This is a genomic window from Micromonospora sp. WMMD712 (genome assembly GCF_029581295.1).
Taxonomy (GTDB): domain Bacteria; phylum Actinomycetota; class Actinomycetes; order Mycobacteriales; family Micromonosporaceae; genus Micromonospora; species Micromonospora carbonacea.
In genome coordinates, this window is the sequence record NZ_CP120743.1 from 7,384,148 (window position 1) to 7,408,728 (window position 24,581).

18 protein-coding genes are annotated in these 24,581 nt (G+C 74.3%); 8 read left to right on the forward strand and 10 right to left on the reverse strand.

Annotation, left to right across the window (positions count from 1 at the left end; all coding sequences use genetic code 11):
• Nucleotides 1-21: 21 nt before the first annotated feature.
• From O7633_RS31270 to O7633_RS31300, 7 genes are all read right to left on the reverse strand, one after another.
• A complete protein-coding gene (locus O7633_RS31270; RefSeq protein WP_282324974.1) occupies nt 22-1,242 on the reverse strand; it encodes a glycosyltransferase family 4 protein in 1,221 nt (406 codons plus the stop codon).
• A gap of 155 nt (nt 1,243-1,397) precedes the next feature.
• Complete coding sequence (locus O7633_RS31275; protein WP_278133792.1) at nt 1,398-2,540, reverse strand: MBL fold metallo-hydrolase; 1,143 nt, start codon at nt 2,538-2,540, stop codon at nt 1,398-1,400.
• Between the two features lie 110 nt (nt 2,541-2,650).
• Complete coding sequence (locus O7633_RS31280; protein WP_282324975.1) at nt 2,651-3,658, reverse strand: serine hydrolase; 1,008 nt, start codon at nt 3,656-3,658, stop codon at nt 2,651-2,653.
• A gap of 100 nt (nt 3,659-3,758) precedes the next feature.
• Complete coding sequence (locus O7633_RS31285) at nt 3,759-4,943, reverse strand: zinc-dependent alcohol dehydrogenase (protein WP_282324976.1); 1,185 nt, start codon at nt 4,941-4,943, stop codon at nt 3,759-3,761.
• A 539-nt stretch (nt 4,944-5,482) separates the two neighbouring features.
• Nucleotides 5,483-6,244 carry a succinate dehydrogenase/fumarate reductase iron-sulfur subunit gene (locus O7633_RS31290; protein ID WP_282324977.1) on the reverse strand — a complete coding sequence of 254 codons (762 nt, stop codon included), beginning with the start codon at nt 6,242-6,244 and terminating at the stop codon, nt 5,483-5,485.
• A complete protein-coding gene (locus O7633_RS31295; RefSeq protein ID WP_282324978.1) occupies nt 6,241-8,178 on the reverse strand; it encodes a fumarate reductase/succinate dehydrogenase flavoprotein subunit in 1,938 nt (645 codons plus the stop codon). Before O7633_RS31295 ends, O7633_RS31290 begins: the two co-directional genes overlap by 4 nt.
• 2 nt (nt 8,179-8,180) lie before the next feature.
• Nucleotides 8,181-8,870 carry a succinate dehydrogenase cytochrome b subunit gene (locus O7633_RS31300; RefSeq protein ID WP_255378727.1) on the reverse strand — a complete coding sequence of 230 codons (690 nt, stop codon included), beginning with the start codon at nt 8,868-8,870 and terminating at the stop codon, nt 8,181-8,183.
• Nucleotides 8,871-8,941: 71 nt separating this feature from the next.
• Here O7633_RS31300 and O7633_RS31305 point away from each other — a divergent pair, with 71 nt between their 5' ends.
• Nucleotides 8,942-9,877 carry a LysR family transcriptional regulator gene (locus O7633_RS31305; protein ID WP_282324979.1) on the forward strand — a complete coding sequence of 312 codons (936 nt, stop codon included), beginning with the start codon at nt 8,942-8,944 and terminating at the stop codon, nt 9,875-9,877.
• Between the two features lie 168 nt (nt 9,878-10,045).
• The gene (gene rfbB / locus O7633_RS31310; protein WP_282324980.1) at nt 10,046-11,086 is read left to right on the forward strand and encodes a dTDP-glucose 4,6-dehydratase; all 1,041 of its coding nucleotides are present in this window, start codon (nt 10,046-10,048) and stop codon (nt 11,084-11,086) included.
• A 6-nt stretch (nt 11,087-11,092) separates the two neighbouring features.
• Here rfbB and hrpA read toward each other — a convergent pair whose 3' ends face one another.
• Nucleotides 11,093-15,154, reverse strand: coding sequence for an ATP-dependent RNA helicase HrpA (gene hrpA, locus O7633_RS31315; protein WP_282324981.1), 4,062 nt, complete (start codon nt 15,152-15,154; stop codon nt 11,093-11,095).
• A gap of 124 nt (nt 15,155-15,278) precedes the next feature.
• On the opposite strand from hrpA, the gene O7633_RS31320 reads away from it, so the two are divergent.
• Together O7633_RS31320 and O7633_RS31325 are read left to right on the forward strand one after the other, a co-directional pair.
• Entirely contained in the window at nt 15,279-15,653 is a 375-nt protein-coding gene (locus O7633_RS31320) for a cytidine deaminase (protein WP_282324982.1), read from the forward strand.
• A 94-nt stretch (nt 15,654-15,747) separates the two neighbouring features.
• The gene (locus tag O7633_RS31325; protein ID WP_282324983.1) at nt 15,748-17,691 is read left to right on the forward strand and encodes a multicopper oxidase domain-containing protein; all 1,944 of its coding nucleotides are present in this window, start codon (nt 15,748-15,750) and stop codon (nt 17,689-17,691) included.
• A gap of 71 nt (nt 17,692-17,762) precedes the next feature.
• On the opposite strand, the gene O7633_RS31330 is transcribed toward O7633_RS31325, so the two are convergent.
• The gene (locus tag O7633_RS31330; RefSeq protein WP_282324984.1) at nt 17,763-18,650 is read right to left on the reverse strand and encodes a fructosamine kinase family protein; all 888 of its coding nucleotides are present in this window, start codon (nt 18,648-18,650) and stop codon (nt 17,763-17,765) included.
• 233 nt (nt 18,651-18,883) lie between these two features.
• Here O7633_RS31330 and O7633_RS31335 point away from each other — a divergent pair, with 233 nt between their 5' ends.
• From O7633_RS31335 to O7633_RS31350, 4 genes are all read left to right on the forward strand, one after another.
• Nucleotides 18,884-19,930 (forward strand): iron ABC transporter permease, encoded by a 1,047-nt coding sequence (locus O7633_RS31335; RefSeq protein ID WP_278133814.1) that lies wholly within the window; start codon nt 18,884-18,886, stop codon nt 19,928-19,930.
• Entirely contained in the window at nt 19,927-21,003 is a 1,077-nt protein-coding gene (locus O7633_RS31340) for an iron ABC transporter permease (RefSeq protein ID WP_278133816.1), read from the forward strand. Before O7633_RS31335 ends, O7633_RS31340 begins: the two co-directional genes overlap by 4 nt.
• Before the next feature lie 194 nt (nt 21,004-21,197).
• On the forward strand, nt 21,198-22,082 hold the full coding sequence (locus tag O7633_RS31345) for an ABC transporter ATP-binding protein (RefSeq protein WP_278133818.1): 885 nt from the start codon (nt 21,198-21,200) through the stop codon (nt 22,080-22,082).
• Nucleotides 22,083-22,104: 22 nt separating this feature from the next.
• A complete protein-coding gene (locus tag O7633_RS31350; protein ID WP_278133820.1) occupies nt 22,105-23,052 on the forward strand; it encodes an iron-siderophore ABC transporter substrate-binding protein in 948 nt (315 codons plus the stop codon).
• 165 nt (nt 23,053-23,217) lie between these two features.
• Here the strand turns inward: O7633_RS31350 and O7633_RS31355 are convergent, their stop codons facing one another.
• Nucleotides 23,218-23,787 (reverse strand): hypothetical protein, encoded by a 570-nt coding sequence (locus tag O7633_RS31355; protein ID WP_282324986.1) that lies wholly within the window; start codon nt 23,785-23,787, stop codon nt 23,218-23,220.
• Nucleotides 23,788-24,581: the final 794 nt, after the last annotated feature.

Consider the following 24,581-nt stretch of genomic DNA (forward strand, 5'->3'; position numbering starts at 1 on the left):
AACCGAGATCGCGCGTGGACGTTACGGAACCGGCACGTCGGCGGCCCGGTCCGCGGCATAACGCCCCGTCACCATGTCGGCCACCGCCTCCGCCGCCGCCGTGCGGTCGAAGGCCCGCAACGCGTGCTCCCGCGCGCGGCGACCCATGCCGGCGAGTTCCCCGGCGACGAAGGCGCGGTGAGCGGTCGCAAGCGCCTCACCCAGGGCCGCCGCGTCGCCGCGCGGCACGATCCAGGCGAAGCTGCCGTCCACCGCCTCGGGCAGCCCACCGGCGTCGCTGACGATGCTGGGACGGCCCATGGCGGACGCCTCGCGCACCACGCCGTTGCTGCCCTCCGACAGCGACGGCGTCACGTTGACGTCGGCGGCCAGGAAGTAGGGGCGCAGGTCGGGCAGGCGGCCCAACCACACGACGCTCCGGTCGTCGGCGAACCTGTCCATCAGCCGCCGGCGGTGCGCCTCGCCGGCCTCGGTGAAGCCCACCCCCGCCATCAGCAGCCGGGACCGTGGGTGTGCGGCGTGGAAGTCGCGCCACGCCGCCAGCAGGACGTCGTGGCCCTTGATGTTCTGGCCGCGGAACGCGATCCGTTTCGGCGTGTACGTGTTGGCCACCATGAGTGCGACGAAGACGTCGTCGTCGAGGCCGAGCTCCGCCCGGACCGAGGCACGGGCCGTGGCGCGGGTCGGGTCGGCGGTGCCGGTCGGCCCCACCCGGGCGGGGTCGAAGTGGCCCAGGTCGACCCCGTACTGGGCCACCGGCCGCCGCTCGGCCGGGCAGCCGAGGGCCCGGTAGTGCGTCGAGATGTGCTGCGTGCAGCAGATGATGAGGTCGTCCAGCCGCCACAGCAGGCGCTCCACGGGCCGGACCACCGGCGACTCCAGGTAGAGCGGCCCGGCGACCATGTGCACCCGGCGCAGCGGGAGCCGGAACGCCGCTGCCCGGGCGGCCAGGGCCGCCGCGTACAGGTGGTAGTTCAGGACGTCGGGCCGGAGCACGCGCAGGAGCCGGCGCAGTCGCCACAGCCCCCGCACCGCCCCCGGCGTGGGGCGGAACCGGAAGTCGAACGGGGAGTCGATCGTCTCGACGCCGCGCTCCCGCAGCCGCTCCCGCAGCGCGCCCGGACCTGCGGGGAGGATCACGATCACCTTGTGGCCGCGCCGCCGCAGCTCGTCGATCTGCGGAAGCGTCCAGAGGCAGCCCTCGGCCGTGCGCAGCAGGATGGCGATGCGAAGGTTGCCCACGACCGTGTCCTTGTCGTCTCCTCGGCGGACGGCGGTGCCCGGTCGGGCGACGCCCGTTCGCGACGGGTGCCGATAACGGCGACTAGGTCTGGTCCAACGAGGGGAGACGGCCCGGGTTACGAGCCGGGCGGCGGGCCGGGCGGGCGGCGGTCGCCTCAGGCGATCGACTGCCACCAGCCGTCGACCGCCGGCGGGTCGTCGACGACCACCCGCTCGCCGGGCCGGGGCACCGCCAACCGCACGTCGCGGGCCTTCGCCTCCGCCCACAGCCGGTCCACCGGCTCCGACCAGTCGTGCAGGGCCAGGTTGAACGTCGCCCAGTGCACCGGCAGGAGCAGCCCGCCGCGCAGGTCGAGGTGGGCGGCGACGGCCTCCTCGGGGAACATGTGGATGCTCGGCCACGCCCGGTCGTACGCGCCGATCTGGATCAGCGTCACGTCGAACGGGCCGTGCTCGGCGCCGATCTCGGCGTAGCCGTCGAAGTAGCCGGAGTCGCCGGTGTAGAAGACCCGGCGGTGGGCCCCGGCCACCACCCACGAACTCCACAGCGTGCCGTCGCGGCGCAACCCCCGGCCGGAGAAGTGCTGGGCGGCGGTCGCGGTGATGGTCAGCCCGCCGACCCGGTGGCTCTCCGCCCAGTCCAGCTCGACGATCCGGTCCTCCGGCACGCCCCACCGCTCCAGGTGCGCCCCGACGCCCAGGGGCACCACGAACGGCGCGGACTGGCCGGCGGTCAGCGCCCGCACGGTGGCCATGTCGAGGTGGTCGTAGTGGTCGTGGGAGATCACGACCGCGTCCACGGTGGGCAGTTCGTGCAGGCCCACCGGGGGCTCGTGCAGCCGGCGCGGCCCGAGCAGCGCCGACGGCGAGCACCGGTCGCTCCACACCGGGTCGACCAGCACCCGGTGACCCTCGATCTCGATCAGCGCGGAGGCGTGGCCATACCAGACGACGCCCAGCTCGCGGTCGGTGGCGGCGGCCGGTGGGTCGGCCGGGCGCACCAGCGGCACGGCGGCGGTCGGCCGGCGCTTCTGCTTGCCGAAGATCAGCTCGCGGACCAGGTTGCGGTCGGGCGAGCCGGCCATGGTGCGGGTGCTCGCCCGGTTGCGGAAGGCGCCGTCGCGGAACTGCGGGGAGCGGGCGGCCCGCTCGGCGCGGGCCCCGCTGAGCCGCCCGCCCAGGGCGGCCGGCACGTCGCGGGCCACCCAGGCCAGGCCCGCCAGTGCGGCGAGCCCGGCCGCGCCGCGCAGCCGGCGCGCCAACGCCCGCTGGGCGGCCTGTTCCGCTGGTGCCTCCATGGTGCCCCGCCCCCTCCGCCGGTGTCCCGCAGTACACCGTAGTCCGCCACCGCACCCGCGCGCCGCGCAGCCGGGCGCGCGGGTGCGGCCCGCTCGCCGCGTGGCGTGGATCAGCCGCCGTTGCTCGGCCGCTGGACGACGGCCCGGTGGGCCGGGCCGACGCCGGCCAGCCCCGCGACGGCGGTCAGGAAGACGCGGCCCAGCCGGGCCCGGGCCTGCACCGCCGGGTGGGTTGCGCCGAAGTCGCCCGCGCCGGCCTGCCCGTCGGCGAACAGCGCGTACGTCAGCACCGGCGCGCCGGCGGCGTCGAAGACGATCCCGGCCTCGTGCCGGGCCGATTCGAACCAGCCCGCCTTGGTGGCGACCCGCGCCCGCTCGGTGGAGGACATCTCGCGCCGCACCCCGTCGGTGAACGCGATGGGGGAGCGCAGCAGGCCGAGCAGGAACGCCGTCGAGGACGCCGACAGCAGCGTGCCGCCCACCAGCTTCCGCAGCAGGTCGTGCGTCTCCCGTGGGGTGCTCGTGCCGAGGTAGAACCGGTTCGGGTTGGCCACCGGCTGCACCTGCGTGTTCGGGAAGCCCTTCGCGACGAGGATCTGGTTCAGCTCGGCGGCCGGGCAGACCAGCCCGCAGAGCCGCACGGCGGTGTCGTCGGAGACCGTCAGCAGGGCCGCCAGGGCGTGCCCCAGGGTGATGCTGCTCGGGTACGCGCCGTCGAGGCTGAAGATGCCGTCGCCGCCGGGGATCACGATGGACGCGGTCACGTCGACCCGCTGGGCGAGCGTGAGCAGCCCCCGGTCGACCTTGTCCAGCACCGCCACGGCCACGGCGATCTTGTTGACGCTGTACGCCTCGATCCGCCGGTCCGCCTCGTCGGCGACAGCCACCAGCGGCGCGGCAGAGCCGTTTGCGACGCTCACGTACGCCTGCCAGTTGCCCCCGGCCCGCGCGGTCTCCTGCGCGTAGCCCGCGGCGACCTGGGCGGCGGCCTCGGCCGGGGTGGCCGCCGCCCAGGGCCGGCCGGCGGCGGAGGCGGGCGCGGCGGCGCCGAGCACCGTGCCGGCGGTGGCCACCGTGCCGATGCCCAACGCGGCCCTGCGGTTCACTCTGATCGTCACTCGTGTCTCCCCGTGGGTGGTAACGGATGGTCCGTCCCGCCACCCTAGGCGAAGTCGTCGCTTTCCGTATGCCCCGTGGTCGCTCATCGTGACCGACGACTCACGGCGCGAGCACGACCTTGACGCAGCCGTCCTCCTTCTTCTGGAACATCTCGTACGCCTGCGGCGCGCGCGTCAGCGGCATCCGGTGGGTCCGCAGGTCCGCCACGCCCAGCGGGTCGTCGTCCCCGGCGAGCAGCGGGACGATCTCGTCGGTCCACCGGCGCACGTGGCACTGCCCCATCCGCAGCTGGACGCCCCGGTCGAACATCTCCATCAGCGGCAGCGGGTCGACCTCGCCGCCGTACACGCCGGAGATCGAGACGGTGCCGCCCCGGCGGACCGCCTTGAGGGCGGCCTTGAGCACGGTCAGCCGGTCCACGCCGGCCCGGTCGATCATCGCGTCGGCCAGCCGGTCCGGCAGCAGACCGGCGGCGGTCTGGGCGAGCTTCCCCGACGTGGAGCCGTGCGCCTCCATGCCGACCGCGTCGATCACGGCGTCGGGGCCGCGCCCGTCGACCAGGTCGATCAGCGCGCCCGGCACGTCGTCGAGCTGACTGACGTCGAGCGTCTCGACGCCGTGCCGGCGGGCCATCTCCAGCCGCTCCGGCACCAGGTCCAGGCCGATCACCCGGCCCGCGCCGAGGTACCGGCCGATCCGGGCGCAGAACTGTCCGACCGGGCCGAGCCCGAACACGGCGAGCGTGCCGCCGGGTGGGGTGTCGGCGTACCGCACCGCCTGCCAGGCGGTCGGCAGGATGTCGGACAGGTACAACCACCGCTCGTCCGGGCCGGTCTGCGGGACCTTGATCGGGCCGAACTGGGCGTGCGGCACCCGCAGGTACTCGGCCTGCCCGCCGGGCACCGACCCGTACAGCGAGGTGTAGCCGAACAGCGCCGCGCCCTTGCCCTCGGCCGTGACCTGGGTGGTCTCACACTGGGCGTAGAGCTGCCGGTCGCACATCCAGCACGATCCGCAGGCGATGTTGAACGGGACCACGACCCGGTCGCCCGGCCTGAGCCGGGTCACCCCGGGCCCGACCTCCTCGACGATGCCCATCGGTTCGTGGCCGAGGACGTCACCGGGCTTCAGGTACGGCCCGAGCACCTCGTACAGGTGCAGGTCCGATCCGCAGATGGCGGTGGAGGTGATCCGGACGATCGCGTCCGTCGGCTCCTCGATGCGCGGGTCGGGGACGTCCTCGACCCGAACGTCCCGCCTGCCCTGCCAGGTCAGTGCCTTCATGCCCGCGTGTCCCCTCGTCGGCGTGCCGTCCCCCGGACTGCTACCCGGCTGCCGGTGCTTGAACCGCGCGGGCGGGCGGCGGCCCGGCCGCGGGCGTGTGCCCGCGCGGAATCCGGGCGCGTCGAGGGGCGGGGCGACCGGGGAACGGGCTGGCCGGGGGACGCCGAGGGGCAGGAGCCGCCGCCCGCGCCTAGGGAGCTGATGTCGTAGCTGACTCACGGCTGCCGTGGCCGACTCGCGGCGCGCCAGCGCGCCACCATCCGGCAGCCCGCGCACCACCACCCGGCACCCCGCGCATCCGCGTGCGGTGCCGAAAGGGTTGTGGGCTGTGGGTGCGATGTCGTATCTGACTCAGCTCCCTAGTGCCCCCGACGGGTGGTCCTCCCCAGCGGCTGCGGCCGCCGGGAACGGAGCCGGCCGCCGGCCCGGAGGGGCACGGCGGCCGGCGCGTCGGATGGCGGGACCCGGGGCGGGACCCCGGGCTGGAGTCGGGGCTCGGGCCAGGGGCTCGGGTCAGGGGCTCGGGTCGGAGGCCGGGGTCAGGAGCCGGGCGTGCCGCCGCGCTTGGCGGTGGCCGCCAGGTAGTCGCGGTTGAGCCGGCCGATGGTGTTCAGCGGGATGCCCTTCGGGCAGACCGCGGTGCACTCGCCGGTGTTGGTGCAGCCGCCGAAGCCCGCCTCGTCGTGCGCGTCGACCATGCCGAGGACCCGGGTGTACCGCTCCGGCTGACCCTGCGGCAGCAGCGAGAGCTGGGTGACCTTGGCGGCGGTGAACAGCATGCCGGAACCGTTCGGGCAGGCCGCCACGCAGGCGCCGCAGCCGATGCAGGCGGCCGAGGAGAACGCGGCGTCGGCGTCGGCCTTGGCGACCGGCACGGAGTGGGCCTCGGGGGCGCTGCCGGTCGGCGCGGTGATGTACCCGCCGGCGGCGATGATCTTGTCGAAGGCGCTCCGGTTGACCACCAGGTCCTTGATCACCGGGAAGGCCCGCGCCCGCCACGGCTCGATGTCGATCGTGTCGCCGTCGGAGAACTGCCGCATGTGCAGCTGGCAGGCGGTGGTGCCGCGCTGCGGACCGTGCGCGTCACCGTTGATCATCAGGCCGCACATGCCGCAGATGCCCTCGCGGCAGTCGTGGTCGAACGCCACCGGCTCCTCGCCGGAGAGGATCAGCCGCTCGTTGAGCACGTCGAGCATCTCCAGGAACGACATGTCGGGGGAGACGTCGTCGACCTGGTAGGTCACCATCCGGCCCTTGTCGGCGGGGCCGGACTGGCGCCAGATGCGCAGGGTCAGGTTCACTTGTAGCTCCGCTGCGTCGGGTGCACGTACTCGAACTTGAGGTCTTCCTTGTGCAGCACGGCCGGCTCGTCGCCGCCGGTGTACTCCCAGGCCGCCACGTAGGCGAACCGGTCGTCGTCGCGCTGCGCCTCGCCGTCGGGGGTCTGGTGCTCGGCCCGGAAGTGGCCGCCGCAGGACTCCTCGCGGTGCAGGGCGTCGACGCACATCAGCTCGGCCAGCTCGAAGAAGTCGGCCACCCGGCCGGCCTTCTCCAGCGACTGGTTGAGCCCGTCACCGTCGCCGGGGACGCGGACCCGCTTCCAGAACTCCCCGCGCAGCGCCCGGATCTCGTCGATGGCCTTGCGCAGCCCGGCCTCGCTGCGCTCCATGCCGCAGTGCTCCCACATGATCTGGCCCAGCTCGCGGTGGAACGAGTCGACCGTCCGGTCGCCGTCGACGGCGAGCAGCCGCCGGATCCGGTCCTCGACGTCGCGCCGCGCCGCCACCGCCTCCGGGTGGCTGGCGTCGACCCGCTCGAACGGCCCGGCCGCCAGGTAGTTGGCGATCGTGTTGGGCAGCACGAAGTAGCCGTCGGCGAGGCCCTGCATCAGCGCGGACGCGCCGAGCCGGTTCGCGCCGTGGTCGGAGAAGTTCGCCTCGCCGATCACGAACAGGCCGGGGATGGTCGACTGGAGGTCGTAGTCGACCCAGAGGCCGCCCATCGTGTAGTGCACGGCGGGGTAGATCCGCATCGGCACCTCGTACGGGTCCTCGCCGGTGATCCGCTCGTACATCTCGAAGAGGTTGCCGTACTTGGCCTCGATGGCCTTGCGGCCGAGGCGGTCGATGGCGTCGGCGAAGTCGAGGTAGACGCCGAGCCCGCCGGGACCCACGCCGCGCCCGGCGTCGCAGACGTTCTTCGCCGCCCGGGAGGCGATGTCGCGGGGCACCAGGTTGCCGAAGGACGGGTAGATCCGTTCGAGGTAGTAGTCCCGCTCTTCCTCAGGGATGTCCTTGGGGGCGCGGTCGTCGCCCTTGGCCTTGGGCACCCACACCCGGCCGTCGTTGCGCAGCGACTCGCTCATCAGCGTCAGCTTCGACTGGTGGTCGCCGGAGACGGGGATGCAGGTCGGGTGGATCTGCGTGTAGCAGGGGTTGGCGAAGTACGCGCCCCGGCGGTGCGCCCGCCAGGTGGCGGTGACGTTGCAGCCCTTGGCGTTGGTGGAGAGGTAGAAGACGTTGCCGTAGCCGCCGGAGGCCAGCACCACCGCGTCGGCGAACTCGCTGGTGATCTCGCCGGTGACCAGGTCCCGCACGACGATGCCCCGGGCCCGGCCGTCGACGACGATCAGCTCCAGCATCTCGTGCCGGGCGTTCATCTCCACGTTGCCCAGCCCGATCTGCCGCTCCAGGGCCTGATAGGCCCCGAGCAGGAGCTGCTGGCCCGTCTGCCCCCGGGCGTAGAAGGTGCGCTGCACCTGCGCGCCGCCGAAGGAGCGGGTGTCGAGCAGGCCGCCGTACTCGCGGGCGAACGGCACGCCCTGGGCGACGCACTGGTCGATGATGTTGACCGAGACCTCGGCCAGCCGGTGCACGTTGGACTCGCGGGAGCGGAAGTCGCCGCCCTTGACGGTGTCGTAGAACAGCCGGTGCACCGAGTCGCCGTCGTTGCGGTAGTTCTTGGCGGCGTTGATGCCGCCCTGGGCGGCGATCGAGTGGGCCCGGCGCGGGCTGTCCTGGTAGCAGTACGACCGGACCCGGTAGCCCTGCTCGGCGAGCGTGGCCGCGGCCGAGCCGCCGGCCAGGCCGGTGCCGACCACGATCACGGTCAGCTTGCGGCGGTTGGCCGGGTTGACCAGCTTGGCCTCGAAACGGCGGCGTTCCCAGCGGGTCTCGATCGGGCCCTGCGGGGCCCGGGCGTCGGCGATCGGGTCGCCCTCGGCGAACAGGTCCATGGTCAGGCCACCAATCCGGTGAGTACGGCGAAGGGGACCACGAGGTAGCCGGCGCAGAGCACGACGGCGAAGCCCAGCGCGGCGGCGCGCGCCCGGCGCTCCCCGGCGGGGGTCTGCTGGCCGAGGCTGCGGAACGCGCTGAACGCGCCGTGGCGCAGGTGGAAGCCGAGTGCCACGACCGCCAGGGTGTAGAAGAGGGTGACGTACCACCGCTCCGGCGCGAAGTCGGCGACCACGTTGCCGTACGGGCGGCCCGGGACGCCCTCGGGGTTGAGGTGGCCGGTGGTCAGGTCCAGGATGTGGTAGATCACGAAGAGCAGGATGATCACGCCGCCCCAGCGCATCGTGCGGGCCGCGTAGCTGCCGTTGACCTTCTTGCGGTGCGCGTACCGGACCGGGCGGGCGGCGCGGGCGCGCACCGCGAGCACCGTGGCGGCCCCGATGTGGGCCAGCACGGCCGCCAGCAGCGCGGTGCGCTGGATCCACAGGAACCAGGTCGACGGCAGCAGCGGGGTGCCGATCTCCCGCAACCAGTGCGCGTAGTGGTCGAACGCGGTCTCGCCCGTGAAGATCTTCAGGTTGCCGAGCATGTGCGCGACGAGGAACAGCACCAGCAGGATGCCCGTCACCGCCATGACGGCCTTCAGGCCGACGTTGGACCGGATGGGCGACCGGGATTTCGTGAGTACCACCTGACCGACGCTAGGAGACCTGGAATCAGTCGTCCAATGCATCGAACTCGCAGTCTCGATAGCCATAGGCTATGCCGATGCAGCTGCACCAGCTCCGCTACTTCGTCGCCGTCGCGGAACTACGACATTTCACGCAAGCCGCCGACCTCGTCGGCATCACCCAGCCCTCGTTGAGTAAGCAAATTCACGCCCTGGAGGCCGCCCTCGGGGCCCCGCTGTTCGAGCGGGTGCGGGGCCGGATCGCCCTCACCGCCGCCGGCGAGGTGCTGCTCCCACTGGCCCGGCGCATCCTCGCCGACGTCGACACCGCCACCCGGGAGGTGCAGGAGCTGGTCGGGCTGCGGCGCGGCCGGGTCCGCCTCGGCGCCACCCCGAGCCTCGCCACCTCGCTCGCCCCGCCCGTGCTGCGCCGGTTCCGCGACGCCCACCCCGCCGTCGACCTGCGCGTGGAGGAGGGCGGCTCGCAGGACCTCGTCCGCGACCTGCTGCGCGGCGGCCTCGACCTCGCGCTGATCATCATGCCGGCGCAGGGCGCGGATCCGGGGCTGCACGCCGAGGAGATCCTGCGGGAGAGCCTGGTGGTGGCCTCGCTGGCCGAGGTGCCCGGCGCCTCGGCCGCCGGCGAGCTGCGCGTCACCGACCTGCGCGGTCAGCCCCTGGTCATGTTCCGGGAGGGCTACGACCTGCGCGACGCCACCCTCCAGGCGTGCCGGGAGGCCGGCTTCGAGCCCACCCTGTCGGTCGACGGCGGCGAGATGGACGCCGTGCTCAGCTTCGTCGAGGCGGGGCTCGGGGTGGCGCTGGTGCCCGGCATGGTGGTGGCCCGCCGGCCCGGCGTGCGGGTCACCCGGCTGGCCCCGCCCGGCGTCCGGCGGACCATCGCCGTGGCCCGACGCCGCGACGTGGTGCCCACGCACGCCGGCCGCGAGCTGTGCCGCATCCTGGTGGAGTACGTGCGGGAGGCGGCCGGTCGGGACGACCTGCCGCCCGGGGTGGAGCTCCGCTGACCGCCGGGTACCTTGCCCCGGATTCGGAGTGAATATGACCCGGAGGCCTCATATCAGGGCATTTGTGCCTGCTTCGTCGCCTATGGTGAATCCCTGCGCAGGCATGACGCCCGTCGGCCTGCCGAAGAAAGGTCCAAGCGCGGGCTCGCGTGGCAGGGAGGCCACCACATGAGGATCCTGGTTACCGGCGGCGCCGGCTTCATCGGGTCGCACTTCGCCCGGAGCCTGCTGGGCGGGCGGTACGTGGGGTTCGAGGACTGCCACGTCACGGTGCTCGACAAGCTGACCTATGCCAGTGACCGCAGCAACCTGCCCGCCCACCACCCGCGCCTCACGTTCGTGCGCGGCGACATCTGCGACCGTCCGCTCCTGGCCGACCTGGTCCCCGGGCACGACGCGGTGGTGCACTTCGCCGCCGAGTCGCACGTCGACCGCTCGATCGACGACCCCGCGCCGTTCTTCGAGACCAACGTCATGGGCTCGCACCACCTGCTGGCCGCCTGCGCCCGCGCCGCCGTCGGGCGGGTCGTGCACGTCTCCACCGACGAGGTGTACGGGTCGATCACCGAGGGCTCGTGGACCGAGCGCTGCCTGCTGGAGCCCAACTCCCCGTACGCGGCGTCCAAGGCGGCCAGCGACTGCGTCGTGCGCTCCTACTGGCGCACCTACGACGTCGACGTGTCGATCACCCGCTGCGCCAACAACTACGGCCCGTACCAGCACGTGGAGAAGGTCATCCCGCGCTTCGTGACCAGCCTGCTCACCGGCGGGGACATCACCCTGCACGGCGACGGCGGCGCGGTACGCGAGTGGCTGCACGTCGACGACCACTGCCGCGCGATCGCGCTGGTGCTGGCCAAGGGCCGCGCCGGCGAGGTCTACAACATCGGCGGCGACGTCGAGCTGACCAACCGGGCCCTGGCCGAGCAGATCCTGCTGCTGGCCGGGGCCGGTTGGGACCGGGTGCGGCACGTCGCCGACCGCAAGGTGCAGGACCAGCGGTACTCCCTGGACTACACGAAGATCTCCGAGGAGCTGGGCTTCACGCCGCAGATCCGGTTCGCCGACGGGCTGGCCGAGGTCTTCCACTGGTACCGGGCGAACCGGGCCTGGTGGGCGCACGCCTACCCGGAGGCCCGCCCCGGCGCGCTGAGCAACTCGGTGCGGGGGCTGCCGACCGGCCGGGCCGTGCCCGCCCCCGTGCACTGACCCGGCTCAGCGGCCCTCGGCATCGTCCATGGCCCGGTAGATCCGCTGCTCCGACACCGGGTACGGGGTGCCGAGGGCCTGGGCGAACACGTTCACCCGCAGCTCCTCGATCATCCAGCGGATCTGCCGTACCGCCGCCGACCCGCGCCGGCCCGGCGGCAGCGCGGCGAGCAGGTCGGCGTACTCCTTCTGCACCGCCGCCACCCGGTCCTGCTGCTGGCGGTCCCGCTGCGGGTTGCCCGGCAGCCGGTCGAGCCGCCGCTCGATCGCGGTGAGGTAGCGCAGCAGGTCGGGCAGGCGGGAGTAGCCGGTCTCGGTGACGAACCCCTTGTGCACCAGCCCCGAGAGCTGGGCCCGGATGTCGGCCAGGGCGGCCACCACGGCGAGATTCTGGGTCTTGCCGAGGCGCTGCTCGACGGCGTACGCGGCGGCGAGCACCTGCCGTACCCGGCCCATCACGTCCACGACGGTGTCCACCAGGTCGGCGCGGACCCGGTCCCGCAGTGCGGCGAAGCCGGCGGCGTCCCAGGCCGGGCCACCCGCGTCGGTGATCAGCTTGTCGATCGCCGCCCCGGACGCGTCGGCGATCAGCTCCTGCACCCCGCCGTGCGGGTTGCGGCTCAGCGCCAGCTTCGCCTCGTTGGACAGCCGCCCCTGGAGGAACTTCGCCGGCGACGGCACGGTCAGCCGCAGCAGCCGCCGGGTGCCCGCCCAGTGCGCGGCGGCCTGCTCGGCCTCGGAGTCGAAGACCTTCACTCCGACGGTGGGCCCCTCGTCGACCAGCGCCGGGTACGCGGTCACCGCGTACCCGGCGCGCACCTGCTCGATGGTGCGCGGCAGGTCGCCGACGTCCCACTGCGTCAGGCCCGTGCGGGCGACGTCCGGTGCGGCGGCGGCCACCACCTGGCGTACCTCCTGGCGGAGCTGGCGTTGCAGCGCCGGCAGGTCCTTGCCCTCGGCGACCGGCCTGTTCTCCTCGTCGAGCACCCGGAAGCTGACCCGCAGGTGGGCGGGGAGCTTCCCCGGCTCCCAGGCGTCGCGGGGTACGGTGACCCCGGTCATCCGGCGCAACTGCCGGGTCAGCGCGTCCAGCAGCGGCTCCTGCCCGGGGGTGATCGCCGCGAGCGCGGCCCGCGCGTAGTCGGGGACGGGGACGAAGTTGCGCCGGATCGCCTTGGGCAGCGACCGGATCAGCGCGATCACCAGCTCCTCGCGCAGCCCGGGGACCTGCCAGCCGAAGCTCTCCGCCGGCACCTGGTTGAGCAGCGGCAGCGGAATGTCCACCGTCACGCCGTCGGTGGGGGTGCCCGGGTCGAACGTGTACGTCAGCGGCAGGGTGACCCCGTCGGCGCGCCACTCGTCGGGGTAGTCGGCCTCGTCGAGCCCGCCCCGGCCGGCGTTGACCAGCAGCTCCCGGGTGAAGGTGAGCAGGTCGGGCCGCTGCCGCCGCTCCTTCTTCCACCAGGCGTCGAAGTGCCGGCCGGAGACCACGTCGGCCGGGATCCGCGCGTCGTAGAAGGCGAAGATCGTCTCGTCGTCGACCAGGATGTCCCGCCGCCGGGCCCGGTTCTCCAGCTCCTCGATCTCGGCGAGCAGCTTCTGGTTGTCCCGCCAGAACTGGTGGTGGGTGGTCCAGTCGCCCTCCACCAAAGCGTGCCGGACGAACAGCTCGCGCGACAGCGCCGGGTCGATCCGCCCGAAGTTGACCTTCCGGGCGGTGACCAGCGGGACGCCGTAGAGGGTGACCTTCTCGTAGGCCAGCACCGCCGCCTGTTTCTTCTCCCAGTGCGGCTCGCTGTAGCTGCGCTTGACCAGGTGCTGCGCGAGGGGCTCGACCCACTCCGGCTCGATGCGGCCGGCGACCCGCCCCCACAGCCGGGAGGTCTCCACCAGCTCGGCGGCCATCACCCAGCGCGGCGGCTTCTTGAACAGCGCCGAGCCGGGGAACAGGGCGAACTTCGCCCCGCGCGCCCCGAGGTACTCGTGCTTCTGCGGGTCCTTCAGCCCGATGTGCGACAGCAGGCCCGGCAGCAGCGACTGGTGCACCTTCGGGGTGTCGATCTCCTCCGGCAGGTCCGCGCCGGCCCCGCGCCGGCCGTCGCCCTTCTCCGCCGTACGCAGCACCTGGCGCACCTGGCTGACGATGTCCTGCCACTCGCGTACCCGCAGGTAGTTGAGGTATTCGGCCCGGCACATCCGGCGGAACGCGCTGGAGGACAGCTCCCGCTGCTGCTCGCGCAGGTGCCGCCACAGGTTCAGGTACGCGACGAAGTCCGACTCCCTGTCGGCGAACCTCGCGTGCGCCTGGTCGGCCTGGGCCTGTTTCTCCGCCGGCCGCTCGCGCGGGTCCTGGATGGACAGCGCGGCGGCGATGACGACGACCTCGGTGGCGCAGCCGTTGCGCTCGCCCTCGATCACCATCCGGGCGAGCCGGGGGTCGACCGGGAGCTGCGCCAGCCGCCCGCCCAGCGGGGTGAGCCGCTTCGCCGGGTCGGTCTCGGTCGGGTCGAGCGCGCCCAGCTCGTGCAGCAGGTTGACGCCGTCGGCGATGTTGCGCTTGTCCGGTGGGTCGATGAACGGGAACGCCGCCACGTCGCCCAGCCCGATCGAGGTCATCTGGAGGATGACCGAGGCCAGGTTGGTGCGCAGGATCTCCGGGTCGGTGAACTCGGGGCGGGAGTCGAAGTCGGACTCGTCGTAGAGGCGGATGCAGATGCCGTCCGAGGTGCGCCCGCAGCGGCCCTTGCGCTGGTTGGCCGACGCCTGCGACACCGGCTCGATGGGCAGCCGCTGCACCTTGAGCCGGCTGGAGTAGCGGGAGATCCGGGCGGTGCCCGGGTCCACCACGTACTTGATGCCGGGCACGGTCAGCGAGGTCTCCGCGACGTTGGTGGCGAGCACCACCCGCCGCGCGGTGTGCGGGGCGAACACCCGATGCTGCTCGGCGGCCGACAGCCGGGCGTACAGGGGCAGGATCTCGGTGCCCAGCAGCGACCGTCTGGACTGCACGAGCTTGCCCAGCGCGTCGGCGGTGTCCCGGATCTCGCGTTCGCCGGAGAGGAAGACCAGGATGTCGCCCGGCCCCTCGGCGGCCAGCTCCTCGACGGCGTCGCCGATGGCCTGGATCTGGTCGCGGACGTTCTCCTCGTCGTCGCCGGAGTCGTCCTCGCTCTCGCTGACCTCGACCAGCGGCCGGTAGCGCACCTCGACCGGGTAGGTGCGCCCGGACACCTCGACGACCGGGGCGGGGCGGCCCTCGGCGTCGGCGAAGTGCCTGGCGAACCGGTCGGTCTCGATGGTCGCCGAGGTGATGACCACCTTGAGGTCGGGGCGGCGGGGGAGGAGCTGGCGCAGGTAGCCGAGGATGAAGTCGATGTTGAGGCTGCGCTCGTGCGCCTCGTCGATGATCAGCGTGTCGTACTGGCGCAGCATCCGGTCGGTCTGCAACTCGGCGAGCAGGATGCCGTCGGTCATCAGCTTGACCAGGCTGCGGTCGCCCACCTGGTCGGTGAACCGGACCTTGTAGCCGACCACGTCGCCCAGCTCGGTGCCCAGCTCCTCGGCGATGCGGTCGGCGACGGTGCGGGCGGCCAGCCGCCGGGGCTGGGTGTGCCCGATCAGCCCGTGGATGCCGCGCCCCAGCTCCAGGCAGATCTTGGGGAGCTGGGTGGTCTTGCCGGAGCCGGTCTCGCCGGCCACGATCACGACCTGGTGGTCCCGGATCGCGGCGGCCAGGTCGTCGGAGCGCTCGCTGACCGGCAGCCCCGCCGGGTACCTGATCGGGGGCACCGCCGCCCGGCGGTCGGCGAGCCGCTGCTCGGCGCGGGCGACGTCGGCGGTGATCTCGGCGAGCGCGGCCTCGCGCCGCTGCGGGTCGCGCAGCCGGCGCACCCCGTCGAGGCGTCGCTGGAGTCGGCGCTGGTCGCGGAACATCAGGGCGGGCAGGCGGCGGTGCAGCTCGCGGAGGCCGTGGGCCGCGGCGGGCCCGGCGGTGGGCTCGGGGGCTGCGGCGGGAGCGGCGGCTGCGGTGGGGCCGGCGGCTGCGGCGGGAGCGGCTGGATTCTGCATGTCGTCGCCAAGGATAGGCAGCCGCGGGCGGGACCGCCCCCGGGTTACCGGTCGCCAGGGCTGCCGCCCGGGCGGCAGCCGTCTAGAGTTGACCGCCGACCGACGCCGACCACGGGGGCCTGGGATGAGCATGCGAGACACCGACCGGGCGCTGGTGCAGGCGGCCACGGCCGTGGCGAAGCTGCGCTGCCGCAGCGACCGGCACACCGTCGCCGCGGCCGCGCGTACCGCCGCCGGTCGGGTCTTCAGCGGCGTGAACGTCCACCACGTCACCGGCGGGCCGTGCGCCGAGGTGGTGGTGGTCGGGGCCGCCGCCACCCAGGGGGAGACGGAGCTGGAGACCATCGTGGCGGTGGGCGACCGGGGTCGGGACGTCCTGACCCCCTGCGGCCCGTGCCAGCAGGTGCTGCGGGACTACTTCCCGTCGATCCGCGTCATCGTCGGCCCGACGGACGCGCTGCGCGCCGTGCCGGTCGCCGAGCTGCTGCCCGAGGCGTAGTCCCGCCTGACCGTTAGAAACCGTTTCGTCCCCTCAAGGAGTAAGGACGACGTTTCGGCACTTTGGTGAGCAATGCTCGTTCTAGCCTCGCGGCATGGTGACCCGTAGACGACTCATCGCCGCCGGTGCCGCCGGCGGCGCCGCCCTGCTGCTGCCCGCCGGCCGCACCACCGCCGCCCCGACGACCGCCCTGATCGACCCCCGTGCCGTGCCCAAGTACGTCACCCCGCTGCCCGTGCCGTCGACCATGCCCACCTCCCGCACCAGCGGCGGCGTCGACGAGTACGTGGTCGCCGTCCGCCAGTTCCGCCAGCAGGTCCTCCCGGCCGGGCTGCCGGCGACGACCGTCTGGGGCTTCGGCTCGCCCGCCCACCCGCGCAGCTTCACCTATCCTGGCCCCACCATCGCCGCCACCGTCGGCCGCCCGGTCCGGGTGACCTGGTGCAACCAGCTCGTCGACGAGCGGGGCCGCTACCTGCCGCACCTGCTGCCGGTCGACCCGACGCTGCACTGGGCCAACCCGACCGGCGGCGTCGAGGGCCGCGACCACCGGCCGCACTTCACCAGCACCCCCGACCCGTACCGGGGGCCCGTCCCGACCGTCATGCACGTGCACGGCGGGCACAACCGGCAGGAGAGCGACGGCCACCCCCAGGCGTGGTACCTCCCCGCGGCCCGGGACCTGCCCGCCGGGTGCGCCGACGGCGGCTCGGCCTACGGCGAGTTCCGGGAGCTGGCAGCCGAGCGGACCGGCGTCCGCTGCGCCCCCGGCACGGCCGGCACGGAGTACGCCAACGATCAGCGCCCGACGACGCTCTGGTACCACGACCACACCCTGGGCATGACCCGGGTGAACCTCTACGCCGGCCTGGCCGGCTTCTACCGGCTCAGCGGCGGCCCCGACGACCTGCCGCCCGGGGTGTTGCCCGGCTCGCTGCCGGGGGAGGCGGGGTGCGACCTGCCGCTGCTGATCCAGGACCGCACCTTCCGCCCCGACGGCTCGCTCTGGTATCCCGACAGCCGGGCCGACTTCGACGACTACCCCGGCCCGTACCTGCCGGGGACCGACGTGTCGCCGATCTGGAACCCCGAGTTCTTCGGCGCCGCCATGGTGGTCAACGGCGCGACCTGGCCGGTGCTGCGGGTGCAGCGGCGGCGCTACCGGTTCCGGTTGCTCAACGGCTGCAACGCCCGGTTCCTGATGCTGTCGGTCACCGACCACCCGACCCGCCGCCCGGCCCGGCCGGCGCTGCCGCTGTGGCAGGTCGGCAGCGACGGCGGTTTCCTGCCCGAGCCCGTGGCCGCGCCCCGGATCCTGCTCGCCAACGGCCAGCGGGCCGACCTCGTGGTCGACTTCACCGACGTGCCGGCCGGCACCGAGCTGTACCTGGTCAACGAGGGCCCCGACGAGCCGTTCTGCGGCGGCGCGCCGGGGACGGACTTCCCCCCGGCCGACCCGCGGACGACCGGGCAGGTGCTCAAGTTCGTGGTGGGCGACCGGGCCGGCGTCGACCGGAGCGTCCCGCCCGGGCAGTTGTCGCTGCCGGCGTGCGCCCCGCTGCCGGCCGCCCGGGGCGTCCGGCGGCTCTCGCTCAACGAGCAGGAGTCCTCGGCCGGCCCGGTGCGGGCCCTGCTGGGCGTCGTCGCCGCGAGCGGCCGGCCGGTGCCGCTGAGCTGGGACGCGCCGGTGACCGAGACGCCCGCCCTCGGCGTCACCGAGGAGTGGGAGTTGCGCAACTGCACCGAGGACGCCCACCCGATCCACGTGCACCAGGTGCAGTTCCAGGTGCTCGGGCGGGGGCACGACGGCCACACCCCGCCCGGCCCCGCGGAGGCCGGCTTCCACGACACCGTGGTCGCGTACCCGGGGCAGTTGACCCGGATCAAGGTCCGCTTCGACCTGCCGGGACGCTTCGTGTGGCACTGCCACCTGCTGGAGCACGAGGACAACGAGATGATGCGCCCGATCGAGGTGCTGCCGTCCGGGGCCGCCGAGGGCGGGGACGGCTCCTCCCGGCGCGTGGGGGCCGCGGGCTGACCGGTCGCCGCCTGCGGGCCGGGCCGGGCTGGACCGGCGTGGCGTGGCAGGCCGGGGCGTGGTGGGGCGGGTCAGCCCCGCGCCCGGAACGGTGCCAGCGTGGCGCGGATCGTCTCGGCGGCGCCCCAGTCGTCGTCGAACTGGGCCAGCACCGCCAGGTGCTGTCGTAGCTGGATGATCGGCATGCGGGCCGGCCAGCCGTCGTCGAGACCGGCCAGCTCGGCGTAGACGGCGAAGAACCGGCGCGCCTCCGGCGGCGGCGCCGTGCTCCAGAGGTGGGCCAGGTCCACCTCCGCCCACAGGTACGACACCGCCGGGTCGATCAGCGCCGCCCGCCCGTCCGCGGTGGCCAGGACGTTCTGGGCCCACAGGTCGCCGTGCGTCAGGCAGGCCGGCCGGTCCGGCAGCAGCTCGGGGAGCCGGTCACACAGCCGTTCCAGCGCGGCCCGGTCGGCGGGTCCGAGCGTCGCCTCGACGCGGGGCTCGGTGAGCCAGCGGAGCAACCGGCGCTCCGCGAAGAAGGCGAAGCCGTCGTCGGCCCACGTGTTGAGCTGCGGGCGACGCCCCAACCAGTTGTCGCGGTGCCAGCCGAAGCGGGGGTGGAGGGTGCCCGTGTGCAGGTGGGCCAGCGCGTGCGCGAACTCCTCCCAGAAGGCCCCGCTGCGGGGTCTCGGCCGCAGCAGCGACAACACGAGCACCTCCTGGTTCGCCACGATCACCTCGGGGGTCTCCTGCCCGCCGAGCTCCCGCAGGGCCGCCAGCCCCTCGGCCTCCGCGACGAAGGCGTCACCGACGCCGTCCGGCGCTTCGGCGAAGGTCTTGACGAAGACCGGCGGCCCGTTCTCGCGGTGGGCCGTCCCGGCGAGGGCGGCGAGCCCACCGCTGGCCGGGACGACGGTGACGACGTCGCGGATCCCCGCCCGCGACAGCCGCTGGGCCAGAAGGTGTGTCGGGGGCATCGGCAGTGGTCTCCTCCGGTCGCGGCGTACCCGGGTCTTCGGATCGACGGTGACCATCCCAGATCCGCGCGTCCCCGGGCACCCCCGCCGGGACGAACCGCTCGCCGCGCGGCGGCGCTCGGCACGGCCGCCCTGCTCAGCGGGGTGGCGACGACTCCGGATCGACGAGCGCCGGTTAGGGCCACCCACCCCCCTCGGTTTAAGGTAAGGCGTACCTAAGTCGAGGGAGATTCGTGACCACCGTCGCCGCGCGGCCGATCCGGGCCGGCACACCGACGACCCGGGGCCTGGGCCGCCGGGCGGCCGTCACCCTCGGCGCGGCGGCCGTGCTCGCCCTCGCCGTGCTGGCCAGCTTCGCCCTCGGCAGCCGCCCGCTCGCCCCCGGCGCGGTCTGGCACGCCCTGGTCGCCCCCGACGGCGGCGACGCCACCACCATCGTCCGCGAGCTGCGGCTGCCCCGCACCGCCCTCGGCCTGCTCGTCGGGCTCGCGCTCGCCGTGGCCGGGGTGCTCTTCCAGGCGCTGACCCGCAACCCGCTCGCCGAGCCGCGCATTCTCGGCATCAGCGCGGGCGCGTCGTTCGGCGTGGTCCTCGCCATCGCCGTCTTCGGCGTCGGCACCCTCGCCGGATACGTCTGGTTCGGCATCGCCGGGGCGCTCGCCGCCGGCCTGGCCGTCTTCGCCGTCGCCAACCGGGCCCGCGACGGCGCGTCGCCGGTCACCCTCGCGCTGACCGGCGCGGCGCTCGACGCCAGTCTCGGTGCCCTCGTGTACGCGCTGCTCAGCATCGACGCCCGCACCTTCGAGGAGTACCGGTTCTGGGTCGTCGGCGGGCTGACCGGCCGGGGCGTCGGGGTCGCCGGGCAGGTGCTGCCGTTCGTCCTCGCCGGGCTCGTGCTGGCCGCCCTCGTCGCCCGGGGCCTCGACGCGCTCGCCCTCGGCGACGACGTGGCCCGGGGCCTGGGCCACCGTGTCGGGCTGGTCCGCCTCGGCGGCGGCGCGGCCGGGGTGCTGCTCACCGGCGCGGCCGTGGCGGCGGCCGGGCCGATCGCGTTCGTCGGCCTCGCCGTGCCGCACCTGGCCCGCGCCCTGGTCGGCGCGGACCACCGGTGGACCCTGGCCGTCGCCGCGCTGCTCGGGCCGGCCCTGCTGCTCGCCGCCGACGTCGCGGGCCGGCTCGTCGCCCCGCCCGGCGAGGTGCCCGCCGGGGTGGTCACCGCGCTGGTCGGCGCGCCCCTGCTGGCGTTCCTGGTGCGCCGAGCCCGGGTGGTGACCGCGTGAGCGCGGTGGCCCCCGCCCGGCCCGGCCCCGCCGTCCGGCCCGCCGCCCCCGCCGGCCGCTCGCTGCTGCGGCTCGGCCCGCTGCGGGTGCCGGTGCGCCGCCGCCCCGTGCTGGTCGCCGCCGCGCTGGCCGGGCTGCTCGTCGCCGCCGGGCTGCTCAGCCTCTCCCTCGGCACCCCCTACGTCGCCACGCCCGACGTGCTGCGCGCGCTCGCCGGCGCGGGCACCCCGTACGACCTGGTGGTGCTCGACCTGCGGCTGCCCCGGCTGGTGCTCGCGGCGGTGGCCGGCGCGGCGTTCGGGGTCGCCGGCACGCTGATCCAGAGCGTGGCCCGCAACCCGCTGGCCAGCCCCGACGTCATCGGCATCACCCAGGGCGCGGGGCTCGCCGCGACGGTGGCCCTCACCAGCGGGGCCGCCGCCGTGCTGGTCGCCCCGGCGGCGCTGCTCGGCGGCCTGGCCGCCGCCGTCGCGGTGTTCGCCCTCGGCGCCCGGCACGGGCTGGCCGCCCAGCGCTTCGTGCTCGCCGGGGTGGCGGTCGCCTTCGGGCTGCGGGCGCTCATCGAGGTGGTCCTGCTGACCGCCGACCCGATCGACGGGCTGCGCGCCCAGATCTGGCTGCTCGGCACCCTCGCCGGCAAGGGCTGGACCGAGGCGGCGTGGATCGCCGCGACCCTGCTGGCGCTGCTGCCGGTGCTGCTCTGGGCCGGCTGGGCGCTGGGCAGCACCGCCCTGGACGACGACACGGCCCGGGGGATCGGGGTGCGCCCCGTGGCCCGCCGGGTCACCCTGGCCGGCACCGGCGTGCTCGCCGCCGCGATGGTCACCGCGCAGGTCGGCGCCGTCGACTTCGTCGCCCTCGTCGCCCCGCAACTGGCCCGCCGGCTGGTCCGCGCCGAACGGCCCCCGCTGCTCTGCTCCGCCCTGCTCGGGGCGCTGCTGCTGGTCCTCGCCGACCTCGCCGGCCGCCGGCTGTTCGCGCCCACCCAGCTTCCGGCGGGCGTGCTGACCGCCGCGATCGGCGGACCGTACCTGATGTTCCTGCTGCTGCGCGGCCGGCGGAGGGCGTCGTGACGACCCCCGCGCCCGCCGCTCCGTCTGCCGGCTCGCCTGCTACCCCGCCCGCCGCGCCGTCTGCCGGCTTGCCTGCTGCCTCGACCGCCGGCTCGCCTGCTGCCTCGACCGCCGGCTCGCCTGCTGCCCCGACCGCCGGCCCGCCCGCCCCCGCCGGCGCACCGGGCCCCGCCGACGCCTCCCGAGGAGCCGCGATGCTCTCCACCCGCGACCTGGTCGTCGGCTACGACGAGCGAACCGTCCTGGACGGCCTCGACGTGACGCTGCCCGCCGGGGCGTTCACCGTCATCGTCGGGCCGAACGCCTGCGGCAAGTCCACCCTGCTGCGCACCATGGCGCGGCTGCTGACCCCGCGCCGGGGCACCGTGCTGCTCGACGGCACCGCCATCCGGGACCTGCCGACCCGGGAGGTCGCCCGGCGGCTCGGGGTGCTGCCGCAGAGCCCGCTGGTGCCCGAGGGGGTGACGGTCGCCGACCTGGTCGGCCGGGGCCGGCAGCCGTACCAGCGGTGGTGGCGGCAGTGGTCGGCGGCCGACGGCGCCGCCGTCGACGAGGCGATGGCCCTCGCCGACGTGGCCGGCCTCGCCGACCGCCCGGTGGACACCCTCTCCGGCGGCCAGCGGCAGCGGGTCTGGATCGCGATGACCCTCGCCCAGGACACCGAGGCGCTGCTGCTGGACGAGCCGACGACCTTCCTCGACCTGGCCCACCAGGTCGAGGTGCTGGACCTGCTGCACCGGCTGCGCGCCGAACGGGGCCGCACCGTCGTCGCGGTGCTGCACGACCTCAACCAGGCCGCCCGTTACGCCGACCACCTCGTCGCCATGCGCGCCGGGGCGGTGGTCGCCGCCGGCCCGCCCCGGGAGATCCTCACCGCGGCGCTGGTCCGCGACGTCTTCGGGCTCGACTGCGTGGTGGTGCCGTGCCCGGTGAGCGGCGCGCCCCTGGTCGTGCCTGCCCTCACCACCCCCTCCCCGGCCGCCGTCCCCGCTCCGGCCTCCTCCTCTTCCGCTGTCTCCGCTCCGGCCTCCTCCTCTTCCGCTGTCTCCGCCTCGCCCGCCGGCCCGTCGGCCGGCTGAACCACTCGAAAGGAACCCCACCATGCGTCGTCTCGCCGCCGTGCTCACCGCGGCCGTCGCCCTCGGCGTCGGACTCACCGCCTGCGGTGAGAGCGACCCCGTCGCCGGCACCGCCACCGGACAGACCCGGGAGGTCACGCACGCCATGGGCACCACCAAGGTGCCCGCCGAGCCGAAGCGGGTCGTCGTCCTCGACACCGACAAGATCGACACAGCGCTCTCGCTGGGGGTCACACCCGTCGGCGCGGCGACCGCCGGCGAGGCGAGGAGCTGGCCCACCTACTTCGGCGAGGAGAAGCTGGCCGGCATCAAGGAGGTCGGGGTGCTCACCGAGCCCGACCTGGAGGCGATCAACGCCCTCAAGCCCGACCTGATCCTCGGCAGCAAGTTCCGCCAGGAGAAGTTCTACGACGAGCTGGCCGCCATCGCGCCGACCGTGTTCACCGAGAAGGTGGGCATCACCTGGAAGGAGAACTTCCTCCTCGACGGTCAGGCCCTGGGCAAGGAGCAGCAGGCCAAGGACCTGCTGGCCGCGTACGAGAAGCGGGCGAAGGACTTCGGCGCGAAGCTCGGCGACGCCGCCGACCGCACCGTCTCCATCGTGCGCTTCATCCCCGGCGCGATCCGGGTGTACGGGCCGGACTCCTTCTCCGGCATCGTCGTCGGCGACACCGGCCTCGGCCGCCCCGAGCGGCAGCAGCTCGCCGACAAGGAGGACAAGCGGTTCGACCTGGTCAGCGCCGAGCGGGTCAACGAGGTCGACGCCGACGTCGTCTTCGTGACCGCGTACGGCGAGAAGGCTGCCGCGGAGCAGGCCACCGTCACCGGCGGCACCCTGTGGAAGGGGCTGTCCGCGGTCAAGGCGGGCCGGGCGCACGTGGTCTCCGACGAGACCTGGATGACGGGCATCGGCGTCGGCGCGGCCAACAAGATCATCGACGACCTGGAGAAGTACGTCCCGGCGGCCTGACCCCCGCGGTCCACGCCGGCCGCTCGGCCCCCGCCCCGCCCCGCCCGGCCTGCCCCGCCCCGCCCGGCCCGGCCCGGCTCCAAGATCGTGCTCGATCGGTGAAACAGTGGCCTCGGCCCGCCCGGATGCCACTGTTTCACCGATCGAGCACGATCTCCGGGACTCTCAGACCTGGAGCCGGGGCCGGTGGCCGCGGGAGCGGAGGGCCGCGCGTACCTCGGCGAGGAAACCGTCGAAGTCCTCGCGGAGGCGTCGCGCCGTCACATGCAGGACGAGCCAGTCCCCGCCGAGCAGCCGATTCAGGCGGCGACGGTCCCGGTGGAACTGCTCGGGATCGTCGTGCCAGAGCCCGTCGTACTCCACGGCGACCCGGAACTCCGGCCAGGCCAGGTCGAGTCGGGCCACGAACCGCCCACCGTCGGAGACGACCCACTGGGTACGGGGCCGGGGCAGCCCGGCCAGCACCAGCCGGACCCGGGTCCGGGACTCCTGTGGCGACTCGGCGCCGGCGTCGGCCAGGTCGACGGCGCGCAGCAACGACCGCCAGCCCCGGCGCCCCGCCCGCGCCAGGGCGTACTCGCGTAGCGTCGGGACGTCGACGATCCGTCGCGCCAGCAGGCCGTCGATGACGACGACCGCTTCCACCACGTCCAGCCAGCAGGCGACGTCCCAGCAGGTACGCGCCGGACTGGTCACCGGGATGCCCGCCCGGTCGACGACGTCTGCCGGAAGCACCGGACCCCGGTGTACGCACAGCCCCGCCACGGGCCCCAGCCGCCGACCACCCTGTAGCGGGACCGCCGGTGCCGGTGCGCTTGCAGGCGGGGCCGGCACGGGGGCCGACGGTGGCGGGAACCGCTGGTCGGGTGCCGGGGGTCGCTGATGATTCGGCCTCCTGCCAGGCGGCGCGTTGGGTGGCACCGCCGGCGGCGGGTCCGGCGTGGTGTCGGGCGGCCCGCTGGGTGTCAGCACGTCGATCGGCTCGTCGGGCGGGATGCTTCCCACGCCGTACAGCGCTGCGGCGGAGCGGCCGGCGATCGCGGTGCCGGGCGGGACCAGCCAACGGGTCACCGCAAGGCATCGGTGCCGGTGGGTGACCGCGATCCGGGCGTCGGCATAGACGTCGCGGAACAACGGCCGCCAGGCGGAACTGCGGAGATCGTTGCGGGTCAGCAGGCCCCGGGCTCGGGCCACCGAACCGCGGAAGATCCGACCTCGCAGTTGGGGAGGTCGTCGAGGGCTCTTGGGCATGTCCTTACCGTGCCGGTTCTGCGGACGGCACGCTGTCCCCTGTGGATAACCCCGGTGAACGCCGCTCAAGAGCGTGCTCGATGCGGGATCGAGTGGCCTCCCGCCGCGATCGATGCCACCGTTTCCCGGATCGAGCGTGATCATGCGGCTCGCGCCGCCGCCGCACAGTGCCCGCCGCCGTGCCTCGCCGTGCCTCGCCGTGCCGGGTCGCCGGGTCGCCGTGTTGCCGTGTCGCCGTGTTGCCGTGTCGCCGTGTCACGTGCCGCTCGGCCCCGTAC

Coding starts and splice junctions, on each gene's coding strand:
- O7633_RS31285 (WP_282324976.1), bottom strand. CDS start 4,943: ATGAAGGCACTGACCTGGCAGGGCAGGCGGGACGTTCGGGTCGAGGAC.
- O7633_RS31275 (WP_278133792.1), bottom strand. CDS start 2,540: ATGGAGGCACCAGCGGAACAGGCCGCCCAGCGGGCGTTGGCGCGCCGG.
- O7633_RS31325 (WP_282324983.1), top strand. CDS start 15,748: ATGGTGACCCGTAGACGACTCATCGCCGCCGGTGCCGCCGGCGGCGCC.
- hrpA (WP_282324981.1), bottom strand. CDS start 15,154: ATGCAGAATCCAGCCGCTCCCGCCGCAGCCGCCGGCCCCACCGCAGCC.
- O7633_RS31305 (WP_282324979.1), top strand. CDS start 8,942: ATGCCGATGCAGCTGCACCAGCTCCGCTACTTCGTCGCCGTCGCGGAA.
- O7633_RS31345 (WP_278133818.1), top strand. CDS start 21,198: ATGCTCTCCACCCGCGACCTGGTCGTCGGCTACGACGAGCGAACCGTC.
- O7633_RS31295 (WP_282324978.1), bottom strand. CDS start 8,178: ATGGACCTGTTCGCCGAGGGCGACCCGATCGCCGACGCCCGGGCCCCG.
- O7633_RS31320 (WP_282324982.1), top strand. CDS start 15,279: ATGAGCATGCGAGACACCGACCGGGCGCTGGTGCAGGCGGCCACGGCC.
- O7633_RS31330 (WP_282324984.1), bottom strand. CDS start 18,650: ATGCCCCCGACACACCTTCTGGCCCAGCGGCTGTCGCGGGCGGGGATC.
- O7633_RS31350 (WP_278133820.1), top strand. CDS start 22,105: ATGCGTCGTCTCGCCGCCGTGCTCACCGCGGCCGTCGCCCTCGGCGTC.
- rfbB (WP_282324980.1), top strand. CDS start 10,046: ATGAGGATCCTGGTTACCGGCGGCGCCGGCTTCATCGGGTCGCACTTC.